Here is a 20,286-nt window from a genome sequence, read left to right as displayed (position 1 = left end):
AAGATTACTCTTTGAAAGTTTAGTTGCAAAGAGGTGGTTTAATTGGATTAAATCAATAAAGATCTACTATAAATTGGAACAGTCTCCAAGCTAAGTTTTTTTATACGCAATCTTAAAAATGAACATTAAACGTTATTTTATAGAACAATTCATTAATTAAGACAAACAATAATACTGAATTAAGGATGCATTGGCATCAAATTACAAAGGATGTGGCTATGAGCAATCTAACGAATCAATCTTTATTAGAACGCCGCAAAGCGGTTTTACCAAACGGACTTGGTATTGCATTTCCTGTATTTGCAGAAAAAGCATTGAACTCTGAGTTATGGGATGTTGAAGGCAATCGCTATATCGACTTTATTGGCGGAATTTCTGTACTTAACACAGGTCATAACCATCCAAAAATCACTGAACGTGTACGTGAACAATTAGATAAATTTACGCACACTGCGGCGCAAATTGTCAGCTATGAGAGTTATGTCAGCTTGGCTGAAAAACTTTGCGAGCTTGCGCCGATTAGCGGCGATAATAAAGCGGTATTCTTCACCACGGGTGCAGAAGCGGTAGAAAACACCATGAAAATTGCTCGTGCGAGCACTGGTCGCTATGGCGTTATCTCATTTGCAGGCGGCTGGCATGGACGTACTCATATGTGCATGGGCTTAACTGGAAAAGTCATCCCTTACAAAAATAACTTCGGGCCTATGCCTGCATCAATCTATCATGCACTATTCCCTGCGCCAGAATTGGGTGTGACTGAGGAGCAAGCTTTAGAGAGTATCGAGACGATCTTCCAATCTTGTATTCATCCCAGTGATGTGGCAGCCATGATTATAGAGCCTGTTCAGGGTGAGGGCGGATTCCATCAAGTTACGCCATCATTTGCCAAAGCATTACGCGAAATCTGCGATGAGCATGGCATCTTATTGATCTTTGATGAAGTCCAAACCTGTTTTGGACGTACAGGCACCTTATTTGCAACTGAGCAACTAGGGGTTGAGCCAGATATGATGACCAGTGCTAAAAGCTTAGCCGGTGGTTATCCAATATCAGCAGTTATTGGACGCGCTGAGGTTATGGACGCGCCTCAACCAGGCGGGTTGGGCGGTACGTATTCTGGTAATCCTCTTGGCTGTGTGGCGGCGCTAGCTGTTATAGAAGTGATCGAGGAAGAAAACTTACTTGAGCGTAGTAACGTTATTGGTGATCGTATTGCTGAATTTTTGAAAAATCTGAATAGTAATAAGATAGGCAATATTCGTCACAAAGGTGCGATGCTTGCTTTTGATATTGTTGATTCTGAAGGTAACCCTGATGCTGAAACAACTGCAAAATTAAGAGCCGATGCGTTTGAAAAGGGCTTATTATTAGCCTCTTGTGGTCGTCATGGCAATGCGATACGTATTATGGTACCACTAACTGTCTCTGATGAGGTTTTACAAGAAGGTCTGGATGTTATTAAAGCTGTGATCTAATAGGTTGCTTTGTGGGTGATTGAATTGTCATTATTAAATCATACTCATATCATTAGTTAAGAGCGCTATAACAGATACTATCAAGGAGAGAAAGATGTCTGGATTAAAGAAAACTTTAGGAATGGTCGATATTGTGGCCTTAGCGTTCGGCGCTATGGTAGGTTGGGGAATGGGTAGTTCTCGCAGGTGGATGGGTGCTGTCTGCTGGAATATGGGGCGCAGTCCTAGCTTTTTTAATTGGCGGTTTGGCGGTTATCTGTATCGGTATCACTTATGCAGAGCTCGCTGCGTCAATGCCCATCACAGGCGGTGAGCACACTTATACGCATCGAGCATTAGGAGTTCATGCTTCCTTTATATGTTCTTGGAGTATTTTATTTGGTTACCTGTCAGTTGTGGCGTTTGAAGCTGTGGCGTTACCGACAGTAATCGAATATCTCATCCCTAACTTTAATCAAGGTAAACTTTGGAATGTTGCGGGATGGGATGTTTATGCCTCTTGGGCTATTGTAGGTATGATTGGGTCCATACTTGTGACATGGCTTAATATACGCGGTGTGAAGGTGAGTGCATGGTTTCAAAAGCTAGCAGTTACCGGTATTTTATGTGTGGGTACGTTACTTATTGTAGGTGCCATACTTTATAGCCCTGATCAAAGTGCCGCTCAAACCCCTGCATTCATAGGCGGTGCTGGTGGTATCATGGCCGTTATAATTATGGTTCCGTTCATGTTTGTAGGATTTGATGTTATTCCTCAGGCTGCTGAAGAAATTGATTTAACCCGTCCAAAGATTGGTATCTTTTTGATAGTATCTCTCATAGTTGCCGTAGCATGGTATGCTGGTGTGGCTTGGAGTGTGGGACGTACTTTACCCCTTGCAGAAGCTAAAGAGTCAACATTAGCGACTGCCGATGCCATGACCAATGCTTGGAATGGTAAGTGGGCAGGGGTACTATTAGTCATCGGTGGCGTGTTAGGTATTTTATCGAGCTGGAATGCATTTTTGGTCGGTGGTAGCCGTTTGATGTTTGCAATGGCGAAGTCGCATATGTTACCAAGCTTTTTGGCCAAGCTACATCCAAAGTACAATACGCCTGTGAATGCCATTTTACTAATCGGCGGACTTGCTACGCTCGCACCTTTGTTTGGTCGCAAGATGCTTGTTTGGATAGTTGATGCAGGTGGCTTTGGTATTGTTATTGCCTATACCTGTGTTGCGATCTCCTTTTTAGTCTTGCGCTACCGCGAACCTGATATGGTAAGACCATTTAAAGTACCTGCAGGTAAAGTGTTAGGTATTATAACTATCATACTAAGTTTGGGATTATTAGTACTTTATATGCCAGGTATGCCGTCTGCGTTAACTGGCATTGAATGGTTAATCTTTATTGGATGGATCATATTAGGCTTAGCTTTATACCTTTATTCTTTAAACAAAAACCCTGGTAAGAGTCAGGAATATATGGATGCTGAAATTGATGCCGTAAAACAGCTCAATGTAGAATGGCTAAAAAATAATAAACTAAAGTAGTTAAGTGACTGACTTGTATCTTTAACCGTACCTATGCTCTAAAAATACAAAAAAACTCCGCAACAAAGCGGAGTTTTTTTGTTTATTGACTAAAGACTTATTGTCCAAGTTATATCAAAGTATACGTTGATAAAAACATCAATTGTTGGTTTTGTTAGATTGGTATAGTTTATTCTAAAATTCGTTGAGTTGGATTGTTTTAACTATCATATATCAATGATTTGCGATAGCAACCATACAATATTTTCACTCCAATATGCCTTCAGAAATATCGTAATTTAACTATACCGATTATTAAAATAGTTTTACGAATGCTGATCGATCCAGTTTTGCATTAACTCGATTTCTTGATTTTGAGCATCGATAATAGTTTGAGCCAGTTTCAGCATGTCATCGTCTTTACCATATTTAAGCTGAACTTCGGCCATATCTATGGCACCACGGTGATGCGGCAACATGCCTTTAGCAAAGGCCATATCTGGATCAGGATCTAATATTCCCTCCATCATATCCCCATGCATAGCGTTCATGCCATCGCTATAAGCTTGATGCATCTCAGCGGTATATTCCTGAACAGGGGTATCAGGATGATTATCTAGCCAGTTATCCATTTGCTCAATTTCAGCATTTTGCGTTCTGATAATATTGGACGCTAATTGGCGCATGGTCTCATCTTTGCCGTATTCTAATTGTATTTCCGCCATCTCTACTGCGCCTTCATGATGGGGGAGCATGCCTTTAACAAATGCTACATCGGCATCATTGGCCTGCATGCCCTCCATCATATCTTCATGCATATCATACATGCTATCAACGTATTCTTCGCCAAATTCAGTAGTCGCTTTAATATCCGACATATCATGATCGTCATCACGGTCCATATCTACCGTTTTCGCAGTAGGACTACTTGGCTCTACGTCGTCTACAGTGGCTGTGTCTGTATCGCTTGTCGTATCTACAGTGGGTTCGTTGTCTGTGTTGGGTTGACATGCGCCTAATAAAAGCGCCGTATAACACAAGCTCGCCACTGCAAGTTTTTTGGTAGTGGAGGTTTGTATAGTGCTTTGAATCCTATTAGTTATCATGGTTTTGTTGGTATAAGTTTTCATTTTTATCTCCTTATTTTCGTAACCCTCACTATATACATCGTATTATTTAATTTATTTTCAAGGTTGTGAGCTTCCGCTTTCAAGATTATTTAAAAAGGTTGCAAATCCGCCTTCGGTTCTGACTTGTAAACGACTACTTGTCGTGACCCGTACTTTATTCGTCCATATAATTTGATAGCCGTGAGTCTCAAATTTTTCGACCAGTGCCACATCTTCATGACACTTTAAAGTATCAAAACCCCCCACGTTAACATAGGCGTCGCTAGTAAAGCTTATGTTAGCGCCGTGTATATGGTGGTGATTCATACTGTCATTATAATGAGTTAAATAATTTATTTTGGTTTGAGGATGTAGGTGCTCCCATTTATCTATCGAAACCACGCCGCAAACCATCTCAGCACTATCTTGAATATGATGCACCATTTGCTGGTATAGCCAATTTTTGTCAACGGTGGAATCTGCATCGGTACATGATATCCAAGTTGCATCAGACTCAATTGCATGACGTATTCCAGCGTCTCTGACTTTTCCCACACACTTATATTCACAGGTTAAATACTCAACTCCTGCAGCTTTGACGAGATTAAGTGTATTATCGGTACAAGAGTCAAGCACCACAATCGGATAAGCATGGATGGTAGGGGGCAACGCTTTAATGGCTATTTTAATAGCGTCTAGACAGTCGTTAATGGTATTCGCTTCATTGTGAGCTGGGATAACTATGGCAATCTTAATAGCTGACTCAAGGAGTGGGGTAAGAGCTGTTGCTTCTAAAATAGGCACTTGAACATTCACATCTTTAGATTCATAAGGCTGTGTCAATAGTTTGTTATTGTTATTGCTATTTGAATTTATATCATGATAGGTCATTTAATACCCTAACTAGTTGGTCAACCCTTCTTGCATGGCGACAGTCTCTAAAGTATTCACCCAAACATCAACTAAGAAGTCTTTATCTTGCAACCGGCTCTGATGCGTCAATTGATGATTTGATTGAGGGGTAAGGTTAGAGTGAGGCGATTGCGATGAATTATCTAATGATTTTAAATTGTCAGACTTAGTTAATTCATGGTTATTATAGGCATCATACAAACGTTGATGTACCAGTTCACCAGTCATCTCAAACCCATCTATATCATAGCGCCAGTGACAACATATTAGGGTACCGCCTATCGCTAAATGCTTTAATACCCAATCTATGACGATATCTATATCGCTCGCTGTCAAATAATAGAGTACCTCGCTGATCACTATCAAATCGAATGAAGAGCCGCTATAGGTTGATGATTGGTTATTTAAGCCATTGTCCAAATCAGTTTTTAGATATTCATTTAAACCATCCTTCATATATTTTGCACTAAATAAAATATCAGGAATAACACCTTCAATGAGTGTTATGTGCGAAATTTGTTTTAAATTATCCTCAGCGAGCTCAATGGCTTTTGCATTGGCATCAATACTTGTTAATGAATGACAACGTGCTGCAAGCAGCTTACTAAACACCCCATTGCCGCAGCCTAACTCAAGCGCATTGTTATAATGAGGTTTAGGCAGTAAGGATAAACATATTTCTCGCTTGCGCGCTTCATACCAGCGCGTTTGATACTCCCACGGGTCATCGTTTTTATTATACAATTTATCAAAATAATTTTTAGGATATGTGGTTTTCTGTTTATCAGGATTGATCATAAATATATACTTCCCAAGGCTGATTAATTCGGTCAATAGTGTGGGCAGATAATATCGGCGCATTGCCCGTGCTTTCATCGGTACTGATCTGGCTTTTAAAACAGAGTATGGCATCAGCTTTTTGCAGGTTTTGTTGGGTATCTAAATCAACTCTATAAGCATTATGCCAAGGGATACGCTCATCATTAGGCTTAGCCCAGTGCCAAGCCCATATCAGCACTTGATAGCATTTTAACCCGTTTTGTTTTGCATATTCGCTCACAGTTTGCCCAGTTACTTCATGATCGGGATGACCATCATGGGCAAACGGTGCTACTAAAATATCTTGAGGTTGCACCACTGTGTCTAACTCTCGTTTTAATAGCGCTTGTTGGTCAGGTACCTGACCGTCTTCAATCTCAAAAGATAAGGTCTTTACTTTAGATGCTATGCCTAATGTTTCTAAGGCTGCCATACTCTCATTCGGCCTTATAACATTAAGTTTATGCGGCGGGTAAATGCTTGAATCGGGATGACTTTGGGTGCCATTAGTGACATATACGATTAAAATTGGAATATCATTGGCTGCCAACTGCTGTAGTAAGCCGCCACAACCCAATATTTCATCATCGGGATGGGGTGCAAAAATACAGACGCGAGGCTTTGAGTTATCTTCAGATATAAAATGATCTGCCACGTTTAGTCGGGGTAAATCACTCAAACCTTGCCAGTTCTGCCATGCTTCCCGGCTAGTACCTTGACCTTTAATAACTCGATCGCCCACAATAGGATGAATACGATGAGGTTCGTTAGTTGATGCATCGTCTACTAGGTTAGACATTATTCTCTCCCTAAAGATAGCAAAATTGTAGCAAAGCCTAGTACTTGACTACCTTGCATCTTTTTAGCAGCATTAAACATGCTGTATTAGAATCAGTTTTCTGCAACGCCATTTTTGACGTTAGATTTATAGATTCCATAAATTTTGTTCTTCTGCTATCGACTCATTAACCAATTCAGCAATACGCTTGAGATCAAATGCAGCATGACTTTGACGGATAAACACACTCAAATCAGCCGATAGAGTGGCAAAATGCGCATGACCACAAAATGGAGCAGCACCTAAAGCTTTACCTACTATGGTTAAAATCAGTGTTGCCAATGACTCAATATTGGCTCTTAATTGGCGAATTTGTCTTTCATGATTTACCTTGCTATTTGAGTCTATTAAGTAAGCAGTGTGATATAAATAAGATTGTGACACGGCAACTGCGGTACTAATGTCACCCAAATACATGGCTTTGTAATCGTTGGGTTTGTGATGAAATGATGTGCTTAAATAGTTAGCAATACTGATAGCGGCCCCGTACCAACATGATGCTACACCTGCGGCACCATGCCAAAATCCAACTCTATCAAGATAGTCATTGGGTTGACCCACTTTGGTAGCCATTACTTTATTGAACGTAATGGTGGCCGTATCGGTGTCCTTCATGCCTACCGCTTGCCAGCGGTTATTATCCATCTCGATACCGTCTCGACTCATATCGACAATTACTAAGTTTGACTGTCCTGATTCATCACGGTATGTCATTAACCCATAGTCAACAATATGCGCCCCTGAGCACCATGCTTTATTACCCTCAATGATACCATCGTTATAAACGATAGGTTCCGAATGACCATCTGCCGCCCATACTGCCCACAAGCCAGTAGCAGAGTGTTCATAGTTTAATTCAGCTAGAATACTCAGCGCATCTAAATGAGACTCAAACCACTTAGCCAGGGTCAAATCGATACCAGATACATATGATAATATCTGCCAACGAAGCAGTGTTTGAGAACAAAGGGTTTGAGAATAAAGGGTTTGAGAATAAAGGGTATTAGAATGAAGGCTTGAAGCGCTCGTTGAACTGTCATTGCTTAACACTTTAAGATTTTTATTTGAATTAGAGATAAATCCACTGGCGGGATGCGGTATCTTGGACGAATAAGAGATCAAAATATCTAACAACTCACGTCTCATTTTTTCATCAATTTGTAGTGTAGGATGAGAGGCTATGTTTTCAATTTTGGGAAATTGTTCTTTTATACCTGCTTTGATGTCATCCAACAATTGATTGTCTACATTAAAAATGTGCATATCCCATTCCTTTATTAACGACGCTTATTTATTCTATACTGCCCTTAATTATTGCATTATCAATAATATTAAGTTGGTGAATAACAATTTACATAGAGTATATTCGTATAGATCTTTTATATTAATCCATTTTTAATAGAGCCATTTTAAATCAATTAAACTTAATCAGGCTAAAGCTTAAGTGTCTCTCTTATTTAAGTTATAGATATCTTAACGAAGATCGTGCATAAACCTGTTTTGCCACCACTGTAAATCCTGCTGCTTAAGACCCTCTAAAAGCTTAGAATGTTGCTGTTTGCGCTCAAGCAGCGGCATTGATATTGCTTTTTTGAGCCCATCCATGACGCTCGTTATGTCCAGCGGATCAATAATAACTGCCTCATGCATTTGATGACTGGCACCTGCATAACAAGATAGAATTAAAACCCCAGGGTTTTGAGGATTTTGAGCCGCTATAAACTCTTTAGCAACGAGGTTCATACCATCTTTAAGCGAATTTACCCAACATATATCACTGTGCCAAAATAATGACATAAGTTTCTCATGACTATATACGTGTTCGTTATAGACGACTGGTTGCCAAACGTAGTGAAACATCAAATTAGTGATGGTATTTTTTAAATTTATATTAAATCTATCAAGCGGTTTTAAGTTTAATAGCTTTGTTTTATATTCATAATTTGTTAAACAGGTGGTAAGCTCTTTGGAGTCATCATTGAGCTTATTACCTTCAAATTTATTTACATAAAAATTATCTAATTTAAGTTTATTTACATTAAGTTTATCTACATCAAATCTATTTATATTAACAACGCTAGATCTGACATCTTGATAAAACTCTCTATACGTAGTCAGATCTAATCGGGTAGGGCACGCAATCTGCAATAGGTGTAAGTGGTGTTCATATTCAGGATGATGTTGAAAAAAAGTGCGAAAGCTGTCGAATCGTTCAACCAATCCTTTTGAATAATCAATTCGATCTACAGCGATGATTTGCTGATAGTTTCTCTTTTTATCCGCATATGTAGATTCATTCGTTTGTAAATCATCTAAAGTATCTGTATTTATATGAGCGACTTGCTGCTCTATTTTCCCGACGTTAATACCTATAGGGTAGGTATCTATTATGAGATGATGTGCATGTTTATCATTAGACTTTAAATCTAGCTTTAAGATTAGCTTATTTGGGGTTTGATCTGTATATTTTAAGTTATCATCGTTTGCTAAAGTATCATCAGACTTTGTAAAATACTTGATCACTTCTGCACAGTTACGTTTGTCAGCTAAAGTTTGAGTGCCTATCACATCATAATGTGCGAAATGACTAATAAGAATGTCGCTCGATTTAATCGACAGCCAATACTTTAAAGGGGCAAAAGGGATGTGTAAGAAAAATCCTATACGATTATCCATACCAAGTTTACGGCAGTAATATGCCACACTCATAAAATGATAATCATGCACCCAAATGACATCATTAGGCTCAATAATTGAATATAGCTTTTTGGCAAATAGCTTGTTAACGGATTGAAAGGTTTCAAAATCTTTTGGATCATCTTTGATTAGTTCTGGCTGCTCATGCAACATTGGCCACAGCACATTGTTTGCATAGCCACAGTAATAATGCTGATACTGACTTGATGTCAAAGGCGTGGTTAAGTAATTTATCTGACCTTCTAGGCCATGTTCAAAGCCACGTTCAAAGCCACGTTCTAAGTCACGTTCAAAGCCACCTTCTAAGCCATTTTCTAAGTCGCATACTAAATCACGTTTTGAATAGTCATCGCTTAAGCGAATAGATTTATATGTAAATCTGTCTACATCATCCCTATTATTCACTTGAGTAGGAGCGTCAATAACCTCGCCGTCCCATCCCATCCATATGCCTGAGCTTTGTTTTAAAATTTCACAAAGGGCAACTGCCAACCCGCCTGCCATCGGTGTATCTTGTGGCATTTTAACGCGGTTCGATAATACGATTAAACGACTCATAAATCAGACTTCGATATCCGTTTAGACATAGGTTTAGATGCCGATTTTGCAGATAAATTAGACGCTGAATCAAACATTGTAATCGACTCAGACGCACAGCCGATACGTTCATTATTAGGGGTTAAATGACTGGATGTTAATTGAATGGATGTTAATGGATTGGATGAAAAATGCTGAGCCTCTATAAATTCTAAAAAGGTCGCCAATAATCTCTGTACTTGATTGATATCTTTAACATAATAGCTGGCATGAGTGGGTTCATCCCCAACTTTGATAGTTATCGCATTTGAAGCCTCTGTGTAAGAATGTATGGCTTTGAACCCCGCTTCATCTGTCACATCATCACCAAAGAATATTGGGCATAGCGGTGGGTCAGCTAATTGATTTTGAGTGTTAAAATCGTCCGCGACTGGATTCTTATTACGCCCATTTTTTAATGTTTGAATAGTTGAGTTTTCAGCTTTAAGTTTGTCAGCATTAAATTCTTCAAGCAGTGTCAAAATGGCTGAGCCTTTATTGATACCTTTAGGGACTATCTCAAACACATATTTACCTTTTTGAAGCATCCAATTAGTAAATTTAGTTTCTGTTTTTCTCATTATAGAATGAGCATCGTTTTGTAATTCAGGATGTTTGCGATAGTGTAAGGCACAAGAGTAGGGCTTGTCTTCAAAAGCTAAGCTAGGATACCGCTTTATTGATTCTTTGATAAATGATTTGATCTCATTGAGCTCATTTATAAATGTATCATTGAATAGACTTAGTGAATTGTGACTTTCGGTATTACCGTCTTGTTTAAAATTAATTTCTAAGCCATGTGTCGCAGCGATACACACATCTATTGGTGAAAGCATCTGCTGTGCTTCACCCAAACTACGCCCTGTAACAGCCGCTATAGGTATACCAATATTAAGAATCTTATTAAGTAAATCTAGGGTCTGCTTTGGTATGAAACTGTCTTTAGGGTCGAGCGTGAACTCCGCTAAGGTACCATCTATATCCAAAAATAGAGCATAGTGATTAGAACGTAACAACAGACTCTTGAACTGCTGCTCATCTACAAACTTGGCATGATGATTAAATGATGTGTTATCTGTCATCACAGTTAATCCTTTAGTAAGGCTGTTGTTCATTGGATGTTGAGGAACATTATATAAGTATGTTTCTACTACAATGACAGCTACTTATGGCATAGTCGATAACGATAATGTATCTAATAGTATAGGATTAATATGTTTTAATTATTTTGAATGTTTAACTGAAATGAAAGGATCAATTGAACTGATTATAAGACGTGTTCTAGCCTGTAATTAACAAACTTACAGCGACTTCAAAAAAGTCTTCGTCTTTTACGGTAATGCTAACCTCCCCGTTGTGCGCGTTGGCAATAGCTTGAACTATTGACAGTCCTAATCCAGTACCTGAATAGTATTGACTCGTTTTATCATGACGATGAAACCGCTCAAATAACCGATTTGCTTCAGTTTGCGTCATCGGTTCGGCAAGTTTATTAGTAATCGTCACAATCAGCATAGGTTGAGTATTAAGCGTATCGCTTAGATGATTAATATTACTGACTCTCTCAACACCACCTTCAAACAACTTAGCGCCTATCTCAATGGTACTATTGGACTTAGCATAATAAATGGCATTGGATATAAGATTAGAAAATAGCCGCTGTAATAATCCATAATTACCCTTAACGTTAACAGACGACAACTCAGCAGACGAGCCTTCTATAAATAAACCCGACTTATATAAAACAATATCCCTATCCTCTGCTAGCAACTCATAATACTCAACAAGTTGACCGATTAAGCTTCGCATATTAATTAGTTTTAACAGCTCTGAGCTCATTCCCTTTTGAGTTTTAGCCAGCACTAACATATTGTTTATCATGCCAGACAATTGCTGTAAGGTTTCAAGCTGGTGATGTAATTGCTCTATATATTCCTCAGCTTCTCTAGGTTGACTAAGCATAACTTGAGTTTGAGTCGTTAAAGTAGCAATTGGCGTGCGCAGCTCATGAACAATATTATCTGAAAACCGGGAAAGTGATTTAAAATTGTCCTCAAGCTCATGCATCATAATGTTGTAGGATTCAGCAAGTAGCCTCAGCTCACTAGGCATATCAGATACTGTTATCCGTTCGCCAAGTTGTTGTAAGTTAATGCTTTTCATACGTTGAATAAAGGTAGTTAGAGGCGAGAAACCCCAATACACACTTAAAGCCGCTATTGACACTAATAATAAGGTGATCATAAATAATATGATCTTTAATTCAAAGGTGAATTGGTTTAAATAGATATGGTGCACGTCAATTGGTAATGCCAGTAGATATATACTGTTGTTAAGAGTAATAATGATACTGCGATACGGTCTATCGCCTAACTGTAATTCAAACTGCTTATCACCATACTGGTTTTTCAGCTCATTAATATTAACCCTATTTATATTCTCGAACTCTGAACTTTTATCGGTACTATAATTGGTATTTGAACCTGTAATAAGTTGACCGTTACCATTAAACTGAAACACTTTAATAGTGTAATCTAACCCATCATTATGACGATGAACTTGATTGGTGTCTTGCAATACGTTTTCTGAATTTATACTAGATTTTCGCAAATTGAATACGGCGTGGGTTAACATCTCTGCATCCATCACCTCAAAATGGCTTTTGACAGAACGCTGAATCCAAAAATAAACCATCACTTGAGATATCACCACAAATACGGTGAGTAATATAACGGTTCGCCACAGTAAGGATATTCTAGTATTCATAGTGCATGGATTCTTATTAAATGAGGGTAGATAAACGAGTTAGATGAAGGGTGTAATAAACCCTATTTTAGTTATTCTCGTTATCCAATTTATACCCCATGCCTCGTACCGTATGAATTAGCTTCGACTCAAACCCATCATCAACCTTTTTACGCAGACGCCGAATCGCTACATCAATCACATTGGTATCACTATCAAAATTTATATCCCATACTTGCGATGCAATTACCGAACGGGGCAAGACTTCGCCTTGACGCTCTAGCATAAATCGTAATAATGAAAACTCTTTGGCGGTCAATTTTATGGCGGTATTACCGCGGTGTACACTATGCTTCGCTAAATCTACTTTTAGGTCAGCAAACTCCTTTATAGTGCTTTGAAAATCCGACTGATTTGCCCGTCGTAGCAGGCTTTTAATACGTACTAATAATTCTGCAAAGGCAAAAGGTTTGGTTAAATAATCGTCCCCACCAATCTCGATACCATTGACCCTATCCACCAAATTATCTTTGGCAGTCAAAAACATAACAGGCGTAAAGTAACCTGCATCACGGTAACGCTTGACTATCTCAAATCCATTGATGTCAGGTAACATAACATCCATTATGACTACGTTATAATCATCAGACATCAGCGCATGAAAGCCATCCAACCCTGTTGCTTGATGCTCAACGACAAACCCAGCCTCGCCCAGTCCTTTAACAATATATTCTGCAAGTTTGGCTTCGTCTTCTACCAGTAATATTTTCATGCATACCTTAACTTAATGTATGTGTGACATGCTTTATATAATAGGACAATCGTCAGTGTTTGCCTAATAAATGAGTTGTAGATGACAAAAATGTAATGTTGTTGTCATCTCGTAGTCAGATGGTTTAATTTAAAATGTACTTAACATACTAGAACAAATAACATTTTGGAGTGAATTATGATGCGTTTTGGTTTAAGTATTTCAAACAATAAGACAAAACTAGTAGGACAATTAGCACTAATAATGATGTCCATGTCTATATATGCTTGTAGTCAAGATGAAAGCGTAGCTTCAAATGCTACTGATAATGTGGATACAATCAATAGTATTAAAGCTGAATCATCTAATCAAAACATGAATACTGCTATTGATGACACATTGACACTCAATAAAGCAAACAGTGACTTAACTATAAGTGAAAACAAAGGGCTAATGAATGTCTCAGCCACCGTGTACAAAGACCCAAATTGCGGATGCTGTGGAAAATGGATTGACCATGCCGAAGATGCGGGTATGACAGTCAGCGTACAACATCCTAAGCAGCTAAATCTATTTAAAGACCGCTACGGCGTACCTCAAAATATGCGCTCCTGTCACACCACAGTGACCGAAGACGGCTATGTCTTTGAGGGGCATATTCCTGCCAAATACATTGCCGAATTTCTTACCAATCCGCCCAGCGACGCCATTGGACTTAGCGTACCTGGTATGCCAGTAGGTAGCCCTGGTATGGAATATCAAGACAAATTTATGCCTTATGACATCTTACAAATGAATAAAGACGGATCAACTGAGGTTTATGAGAATGTCACATCAATAGACGATCAAATATAAAACTAAAACCATAAATATTATATCCAATATTGCATCGCTGATAATTAAATTAAGCTTGGAGACACTCATGCAACCCACACAGCATAATACGCATTCGGATAACACTAATTCAAATCATTAACAAAGCCAGCACTCTGGCATGAATCATTATGCCAAGTTTGCGATGATGATTCTGACCTCAACCTTAATCATGTACATCATGATGTAATTTAATAACCACATCTGGGATCACGTTTATATTAGCGAAACCCAAGCCTATATAGTTTTACATGGCTCTAATTATGGCAATAGTCATGATAGCGTTAATGCGTAATATGTATAAAAACAAAAAATTAAACCTAATCATTTATGGGTTAATTGCCGTGCAATTGGTAATGACAAATTAAAGACAGGGTTAAACAGTTCGATAAACAACTATCAGACCAAGCAGATAGTCGTCGTAGCAAGGGTTAAACGATGATGTATGTGGCGGCTGATAACCATCTAGCAGGACTTATCTTTGTGGCCGTCCCTATAAAAACCAGTACCAGCAAGGCAATTAATAACGGCTTTAAATAATCCAACTAAAATAACACGCACAAAAAACCCCGCTAGATATATTGTAGCGGGGTTGAAGCTTTGTATATAGTCAAAAACTAAACTAGTTTTAAAATATGGCGCAGCGGACGGGACTCGAACCCGCGACCCCCGGCGTGACAGGCCGGTATTCTAACCAACTGAACTACCGCTGCTAGTCGCTTTAGAATATTTAGACACTTTCTAAAATAAGTGGTGGGTGATGACGGATTCGAACCGCCGACATTCTGCGTGTAAGGCAGACGCTCTACCAACTGAGCTAATCACCCTAAGAAGCGTTAATAAAAGTCTGTGAGACTTTTTAGCTTCGCAAGATAAAATCACTAAAAGAGGATATTCTAAAAACTTGATACCTTTATTAGGTATTATAAAGAAAATCCCATAATAAGAATTTACTGTACACTCAACAGATATATAACCTCTGAATGTAGGAGCGTATTATATAGAATATTACTAAGCTGTCAAATATATTTTTTAAATTTACATCGGTAAAGTACTTATATAACGTTTAAAATTAATAAGATCATATTTCATCAGGTCAGTTAGGTGAATGGCTTAGCTTATAACTTAAAGGAAGTAATATGTGCTCAAACTTTGAACCTGCAAGCCCTAATCAAATCCAGAAAATTATTGAAAATAAACAATTAGAGTTAGACTTTAAATATAAAAAAAGAGTATACCCCGCAGATTTCTGTCCGATCATAATCTCTACCGAAGATGGTTTGCAAGTCGTAAAAGGTCAATTTGGATTAAGTCCGAAATGGGCGAGCAATCCAGTCGACTATGCCACCTACAATGCCCGTATTGAGACTATTGAAGATAAGAAAACTTTTAGATCTGCCTTTACTCAAAATCAGTTTTGCTTGGTACCAATGTCAGCATTTATGGAGCCGTATTATCAAAGCGGTGACCCTAAGGAGAATGAATGGCAACGAATCTATCAGAAGAACGAGGTGCCCTTTACGATAGCAGGTATGTATGAGTACAATTCTCACTTTGACGATCCAGTGTATAGCTTTACGTTGTTAACTCACAATGCAGACGATGAGCCATTTATGAGCCAATTTCATAAACCGCATAAAGAAAAGCGGTCCATATATTTGGTTGAACCCGAAAAACGTTTGAAATATTTACAAGCCTCAAGAAACCAAATTACTAAAATTATGAGTAATATAGAAGCGGATAGGTTTCAATTTGAGCAAGCTTAACCAAACCTTTGAGTTATTCTTAACATCTGTATATATATTTAAGGTAACCAATAACTAACTTATAGACGAATAAATAATAGGTACTAGAACTTCTTAAAGTCACATCTTTATTACTAGTCATTGTTAGTCATCATATATATAAAAACTTACGAATAAACTTAATAGCTTTTAGTTATAGATAGGAAGCTTTACTACAAATAAATGCTTGTTTTAGTCTATATTATACCCATATAAACCATATTTTTTTGACTGTACCGATTTGTTAAAGCGTTAACATTATGTTACTGTCCTTTACAATTCAATGAATATGGTTCAGTTATGTCGGATGTATCGCTCGATAAAGAAGTGGACGTAAAAATTAGTAAAACGCATAAACCCCTTGATAGTAATTCAAACCTAACTCTCCCAAAATTAGAAGTCAGGAATCTATACAAGATTTTTGGCGAACATCCCAAAAAAGCCATAGAGCTTGTCAATAAGCAACAAAGTAAAGATGAGATATTTGCTAAAACAGGCAACACTGTTGCGGTCAATGATGTCAGTTTGAGCATTCAAGAAGGTGAAATCTTTGTTGTAATGGGCTTGTCTGGATCTGGTAAATCTACACTCATACGCTTATTAAATCGATTGATAGAACCCACTGCTGGTAATGTATTTGTCGATGGGGAAGATGTTGTCAAAATGAATGATGACAAACTTCGTCAGACGCGCCGTGAAAAGATGAGCATGGTGTTTCAATCCTTCGCATTAATGCCTCATTTAACCACCCTACAAAACGCAGCATTTGGTCTTGAACTTGCAGGTATGGATGAAGAGTTGCGGCATAAACGAGCTATGATCGCTTTAAAACAAGTCGGACTCGACGCCAACGCCAATAGCTACCCAAATGAGCTCTCTGGGGGGATGCAGCAACGAGTTGGTCTTGCCCGCGCATTAGCGAACGATCCAGATATATTATTGATGGATGAAGCTTTTTCTGCTTTAGACCCTTTAATTCGTACCGAAATGCAAGATGAGCTACTTAAGTTACAACAGCACGATAAACGCACCATCGTATTTATCACCCACGATTTAGATGAAGCCATGCGAATTGGTGATCGTATAGCCATTATGCAAGATGGTGTGGTCATTCAAGTTGGCGCGCCTGATGAAATCCTTAATAACCCTGCCAATGATTATGTCTCCTCATTCTTTAGAGAGGTGGATGTCAGTCAAGTGTTTACGGTTGGTGATATTGCGCATCGCAGTCAACTAACCTTAATTCTAAAACCAGATACTCCGCCAGGGCAGGGTATACGTACGGCATTAAAGCGAATGAGTGAAAATGATAGAGAATACGCTTTCGTGTTATCTCAGCAGCTTGAGTTCTTAGGCGTTGTATCGTCAAAATCTCTAGAAGATGTTCTGATAGAACAAAAAGATACTCAAGCAAATTTAACACTGAGTGATGCCCTATTAGATGATGTGGCAGCCGTTCCTGCAGATACAAACATTGGCGATATTTATAACCAGTTAGCACGGACACCTTACCCGCTACCCATTGTTGATGCTCAAGGTAAGCATATCGGAAGTGTGAGTTATATCAACTTGCTAGAGACGTTAGGAAAGAATTAAAGCTTGAGTATGTTTCATATACAAAAACATTCATCAAAGCAGTTAACTAAAATTATAAAACGTGAAAAATATGCCAGATTCAAATGACGATCAAAGCTTAAATTGTGCTTCAAATAATGCATCTGAAATCGTTTCCGATAGCGCCACTGACTCACTAGTAGATAGCCCGATAGTAGCCCCAGAAGCAACTGCCAACGCATGGGACAGCGCGGGCGCAACAATCAATGGTACCTCAAATAGCAGCCTTTCGAGTGAATCAACCAGTTCAATGAGTAGTATGTCCTCTGGTGAAATAGAAAAAGCTGACTTCTCATGGTTAGACCCATTCGCTCAAACCCTTATACCCTTAGACAATTGGGTGGATAGCGCCATTGGATGGATCGTTACGCAATTTCGCCCTTTTTTTATCGCCATCAAAGTACCTATTGATTGGACGCTTAATTCTATTGAAGCTGGTTTATCCAGTATTCCAGCGCTATTATTTATTGTGCTTTTTAGCTTACTCGCATGGCAAATGGCAGGTAAAAAAATGGCCGTAGGAACATTTATCGGAATGACGATATTGGGCGCCATTGGGGTATGGGAGGAGTCTATAACCACGCTCTCTTTGGTGCTAACCGCAGTATTGTTCTGTATGATTATCGGGATTCCAAGCGGTATCATGATGGCACGAAGCGATACGATGGCAAAGATTATGCGCCCAACATTAGATGCGATGCAAACCACGCCGGCATTTGTTTATTTGGTTCCGATTGTCATGCTATTCGGGATAGGTAATGTGCCGGGCGTTGTCGTTACCATCATATTTGCCGTGCCGCCTGTTATCAGACTAACCAATCTTGGCATACGGCAGGTACCTGAAGATTTAATCGAAGCGGCCAATTCATTTGGCGCAGATAAAAAACAACTGCTATATAAAGTTCAGCTGCCTTTAGCGATGCCAACCATTATGGCAGGTGTCAATCAGACGTTAATGCTCAGTCTATCGATGGTGGTTATAGCTTCTATGATTTCAGTAGCAGGTTTGGGTCTTATGGTTCTGCGAGGTATTGGACGTTTGGATATTGGGCTTGCGACTGTCGGCGGATTAGGCATCGTTATCATGGCGATTATTCTTGATCGAATGACGCAGTCGCTAGGTCAGAATAACCGTGATAAAAAGCATCAAAAGTGGTACCAGTCCGGGCCTATTGGATTGGTATATAGTGTATTTAACAAGTCTTAGTTTTTTAACCCTGTTTTTTTAACAATAAATTTATAACTATAAATTTATAACCATAAATTTATAACCAACAATTTTTTAACTATGTATAAGGAACATATTAATGAAGTTATTTAATCAAACCGTATTATCTATTGCGATCGGTGTTACTGGTTTATCGCTTACTGCGTGTAATCCCACCGAAACCGAAACATCAGAAGAAACAACCTCCACAGAAGCCACTACCGAATCTGGGGACGTGACCGCTAATGAGGCTGGTGCTGAGAGCATGCCAGGTGAAGGTATTAGTGTTCAAGCCATTCAAAGCCCAATTTCAGAAGAAAGCTTTCAGACAATGGTTGTCAACCAAGCGCTAAAAGATTTGGGTTATGATGTAGAGCCAATCAAAGAAGTAGATTATAGTGCAGGCTATACTGCTATTGCTTCTGGCGATGCTGAATATGCACCTGTGAATTGGTATCCACTACATAACGATATGTACGAAAATGCTGGTGGGGATGAAGCGTTTTACCGTGAAGGGCACTTAATTGAAGGCGCCGCTCAAGGTTATTTGGTTGATAAGAAAACGGCAGAAGAATACGGTATTACCAATCTAGAAGCATTTGCTGATCCAAAAATTGCCGCTTTGTTTGATACAGATGGTGACGGTACGGCTGATTTAACTGGTTGTCAAGCCGGCTGGGGCTGTGAAGCGGTTATCGAACATCAGTTAGATACCTATGGTTTGCGTGATACTATCACTCATAACCAAGGTCAATATGCTGCTATTATTTCAGATACCATTGCCCGTTACGAAAGTGGCGAACCCATTTTCTATTATACGTGGACGCCTTACTGGGTTTCTGGAAAACTAGTGCCTGGCGAAGATGTGGTCTGGTTGGAAGTGCCTTATACCGCCAACCCTCATTCAGATGATACGACTGCGCCAAATGGCAAAAATTATGGCTTCTCGGTCAATAGTGAGCGTATTGTAGCCAATAAAGACTTTGCAGAAGCTAATCCAGCTGCTGCTAAGCTGTTTGAAGTTGCAAGCATTCCTTTAGCGTCAGTAAGTGAAGAGAATATGCTTATTGCGAATGGTGAAGATTCACAAGAGCAAATTAAGCAACATGCTTTAAACTGGATTAAAAACAACCAAGAAGTTTATAACGGTTGGTTAGAACAAGCACGCGCAGCTGCAAAATAAGATGATATAACTAAGTTCAAGTTTATACGTTTAACTTGAATGCGTGTTTAATTTATATCGTTTGATTTATATTTTTTATTTTAAAAAGACGAGTAGCTTAAATAGTTACTTGTCTTTTTTGTGGGGTAGGTGGGGTGGTTCTGATGGGTCTGAATTTTAAAAATTTAAACCAGGTCTATTGAGCCATTA

Annotated in this window: 16 protein-coding genes and 2 tRNA genes; 7 read left to right on the top strand and 11 right to left on the bottom strand. The window is 38.8% G+C overall.

What is annotated here, in order from left to right; all coding sequences use genetic code 11:
- The first annotated feature begins 218 nt into the window (after positions 1-218).
- Positions 219-1,478, top strand: coding sequence for a 4-aminobutyrate--2-oxoglutarate transaminase (gene gabT, locus AC2SLP_RS09655; RefSeq protein ID WP_486536464.1), 1,260 nt, complete (start codon positions 219-221; stop codon positions 1,476-1,478).
- A 194-nt stretch (positions 1,479-1,672) separates the two neighbouring features.
- On the top strand, positions 1,673-3,010 hold the full coding sequence (locus AC2SLP_RS09650; protein WP_486536463.1) for an APC family permease: 1,338 nt from the start codon (positions 1,673-1,675) through the stop codon (positions 3,008-3,010).
- A 305-nt stretch (positions 3,011-3,315) separates the two neighbouring features.
- Here the strand turns inward: AC2SLP_RS09650 and copM are convergent, their stop codons facing one another.
- From copM to AC2SLP_RS09605, 9 genes are all read right to left on the bottom strand, one after another.
- Positions 3,316-4,119, bottom strand: a complete 804-nt coding sequence (copM, locus tag AC2SLP_RS09645) for a CopM family metallochaperone (RefSeq protein ID WP_486536462.1) — start codon at positions 4,117-4,119, stop codon at positions 3,316-3,318.
- 57 nt (positions 4,120-4,176) lie between these two features.
- Positions 4,177-4,854, bottom strand: a complete 678-nt coding sequence (locus tag AC2SLP_RS09640) for a glycosyltransferase family 2 protein (RefSeq protein ID WP_486536489.1) — start codon at positions 4,852-4,854, stop codon at positions 4,177-4,179.
- Between the two features lie 147 nt (positions 4,855-5,001).
- Positions 5,002-5,808 carry a class I SAM-dependent DNA methyltransferase gene (locus tag AC2SLP_RS09635; protein ID WP_486536461.1) on the bottom strand — a complete coding sequence of 269 codons (807 nt, stop codon included), beginning with the start codon at positions 5,806-5,808 and terminating at the stop codon, positions 5,002-5,004.
- Positions 5,795-6,628 carry a PIG-L deacetylase family protein gene (locus AC2SLP_RS09630; protein WP_486536460.1) on the bottom strand — a complete coding sequence of 278 codons (834 nt, stop codon included), beginning with the start codon at positions 6,626-6,628 and terminating at the stop codon, positions 5,795-5,797. The genes AC2SLP_RS09635 and AC2SLP_RS09630 overlap by 14 nt, the downstream gene beginning before the upstream one ends.
- 126 nt (positions 6,629-6,754) lie before the next feature.
- Positions 6,755-7,930 (bottom strand): acyl-CoA dehydrogenase, encoded by a 1,176-nt coding sequence (locus AC2SLP_RS09625; protein WP_486536459.1) that lies wholly within the window; start codon positions 7,928-7,930, stop codon positions 6,755-6,757.
- Positions 7,931-8,140: 210 nt separating this feature from the next.
- Entirely contained in the window at positions 8,141-9,922 is a 1,782-nt protein-coding gene (locus tag AC2SLP_RS09620) for an alpha,alpha-trehalose-phosphate synthase (UDP-forming) (protein WP_486536458.1), read from the bottom strand.
- Entirely contained in the window at positions 9,919-11,022 is a 1,104-nt protein-coding gene (gene otsB, locus AC2SLP_RS09615; protein ID WP_486536457.1) for a trehalose-phosphatase, read from the bottom strand. The genes AC2SLP_RS09620 and otsB overlap by 4 nt, the downstream gene beginning before the upstream one ends.
- A 199-nt stretch (positions 11,023-11,221) precedes the next feature.
- The gene (locus tag AC2SLP_RS09610) at positions 11,222-12,706 is read right to left on the bottom strand and encodes an ATP-binding protein (RefSeq protein ID WP_486536456.1); all 1,485 of its coding nucleotides are present in this window, start codon (positions 12,704-12,706) and stop codon (positions 11,222-11,224) included.
- Positions 12,707-12,773: 67 nt separating this feature from the next.
- Positions 12,774-13,457 (bottom strand): heavy metal response regulator transcription factor, encoded by a 684-nt coding sequence (locus AC2SLP_RS09605; protein WP_486536455.1) that lies wholly within the window; start codon positions 13,455-13,457, stop codon positions 12,774-12,776.
- A 177-nt stretch (positions 13,458-13,634) separates the two neighbouring features.
- Between AC2SLP_RS09605 and AC2SLP_RS09600 the strand changes: the two genes are divergently transcribed.
- Positions 13,635-14,291: a DUF411 domain-containing protein gene (locus AC2SLP_RS09600; RefSeq protein ID WP_486536454.1), complete on the top strand. Its 657-nt coding sequence runs from the start codon at positions 13,635-13,637 to the stop codon at positions 14,289-14,291.
- A 654-nt stretch (positions 14,292-14,945) separates the two neighbouring features.
- Here the strand turns inward: AC2SLP_RS09600 and AC2SLP_RS09595 are convergent.
- Together AC2SLP_RS09595 and AC2SLP_RS09590 are read right to left on the bottom strand one after the other, a co-directional pair.
- A tRNA-Asp gene (locus AC2SLP_RS09595) sits at positions 14,946-15,022 on the bottom strand.
- 38 nt (positions 15,023-15,060) lie between these two features.
- Positions 15,061-15,136: transfer RNA gene (locus tag AC2SLP_RS09590), tRNA-Val, on the bottom strand.
- Between the two features lie 312 nt (positions 15,137-15,448).
- On the opposite strand from AC2SLP_RS09590, the gene AC2SLP_RS09585 reads away from it, so the two are divergent.
- From AC2SLP_RS09585 to proX, 4 genes are all read left to right on the top strand, one after another.
- Complete coding sequence (locus AC2SLP_RS09585) at positions 15,449-16,075, top strand: SOS response-associated peptidase family protein (RefSeq protein ID WP_486536453.1); 627 nt, start codon at positions 15,449-15,451, stop codon at positions 16,073-16,075.
- Between the two features lie 318 nt (positions 16,076-16,393).
- Positions 16,394-17,689 carry a glycine betaine/L-proline ABC transporter ATP-binding protein ProV gene (gene proV / locus AC2SLP_RS09580; RefSeq protein WP_486536452.1) on the top strand — a complete coding sequence of 432 codons (1,296 nt, stop codon included), beginning with the start codon at positions 16,394-16,396 and terminating at the stop codon, positions 17,687-17,689.
- A gap of 70 nt (positions 17,690-17,759) precedes the next feature.
- Positions 17,760-18,914 carry a glycine betaine/L-proline ABC transporter permease ProW gene (gene proW / locus AC2SLP_RS09575; RefSeq protein WP_486536451.1) on the top strand — a complete coding sequence of 385 codons (1,155 nt, stop codon included), beginning with the start codon at positions 17,760-17,762 and terminating at the stop codon, positions 18,912-18,914.
- A gap of 100 nt (positions 18,915-19,014) precedes the next feature.
- Entirely contained in the window at positions 19,015-20,097 is a 1,083-nt protein-coding gene (proX, locus tag AC2SLP_RS09570) for a glycine betaine/L-proline ABC transporter substrate-binding protein ProX (RefSeq protein WP_486536450.1), read from the top strand.
- Positions 20,098-20,286: the final 189 nt, after the last annotated feature.

Source organism: Psychrobacter sp. CX21 (genome assembly GCF_057396255.1).
The sequence above is the reverse complement of the archived record's forward strand: the minus strand, read 5'-3'. Positions and strand labels throughout refer to the sequence as shown.

Coding starts and splice junctions, on each gene's coding strand:
- gabT (WP_486536464.1), top strand. CDS start 219: ATGAGCAATCTAACGAATCAATCTTTATTAGAACGCCGCAAAGCGGTT.
- copM (WP_486536462.1), bottom strand. CDS start 4,119: ATGAAAACTTATACCAACAAAACCATGATAACTAATAGGATTCAAAGC.
- AC2SLP_RS09635 (WP_486536461.1), bottom strand. CDS start 5,808: ATGATCAATCCTGATAAACAGAAAACCACATATCCTAAAAATTATTTT.
- AC2SLP_RS09630 (WP_486536460.1), bottom strand. CDS start 6,628: ATGTCTAACCTAGTAGACGATGCATCAACTAACGAACCTCATCGTATT.
- AC2SLP_RS09625 (WP_486536459.1), bottom strand. CDS start 7,930: ATGCACATTTTTAATGTAGACAATCAATTGTTGGATGACATCAAAGCA.
- AC2SLP_RS09620 (WP_486536458.1), bottom strand. CDS start 9,922: ATGAGTCGTTTAATCGTATTATCGAACCGCGTTAAAATGCCACAAGAT.
- otsB (WP_486536457.1), bottom strand. CDS start 11,022: ATGACAGATAACACATCATTTAATCATCATGCCAAGTTTGTAGATGAG.
- AC2SLP_RS09610 (WP_486536456.1), bottom strand. CDS start 12,706: ATGAATACTAGAATATCCTTACTGTGGCGAACCGTTATATTACTCACC.
- AC2SLP_RS09605 (WP_486536455.1), bottom strand. CDS start 13,457: ATGAAAATATTACTGGTAGAAGACGAAGCCAAACTTGCAGAATATATT.
- AC2SLP_RS09600 (WP_486536454.1), top strand. CDS start 13,635: ATGATGCGTTTTGGTTTAAGTATTTCAAACAATAAGACAAAACTAGTA.
- AC2SLP_RS09585 (WP_486536453.1), top strand. CDS start 15,449: ATGTGCTCAAACTTTGAACCTGCAAGCCCTAATCAAATCCAGAAAATT.
- proV (WP_486536452.1), top strand. CDS start 16,394: ATGTCGGATGTATCGCTCGATAAAGAAGTGGACGTAAAAATTAGTAAA.
- proW (WP_486536451.1), top strand. CDS start 17,760: ATGCCAGATTCAAATGACGATCAAAGCTTAAATTGTGCTTCAAATAAT.
- proX (WP_486536450.1), top strand. CDS start 19,015: ATGAAGTTATTTAATCAAACCGTATTATCTATTGCGATCGGTGTTACT.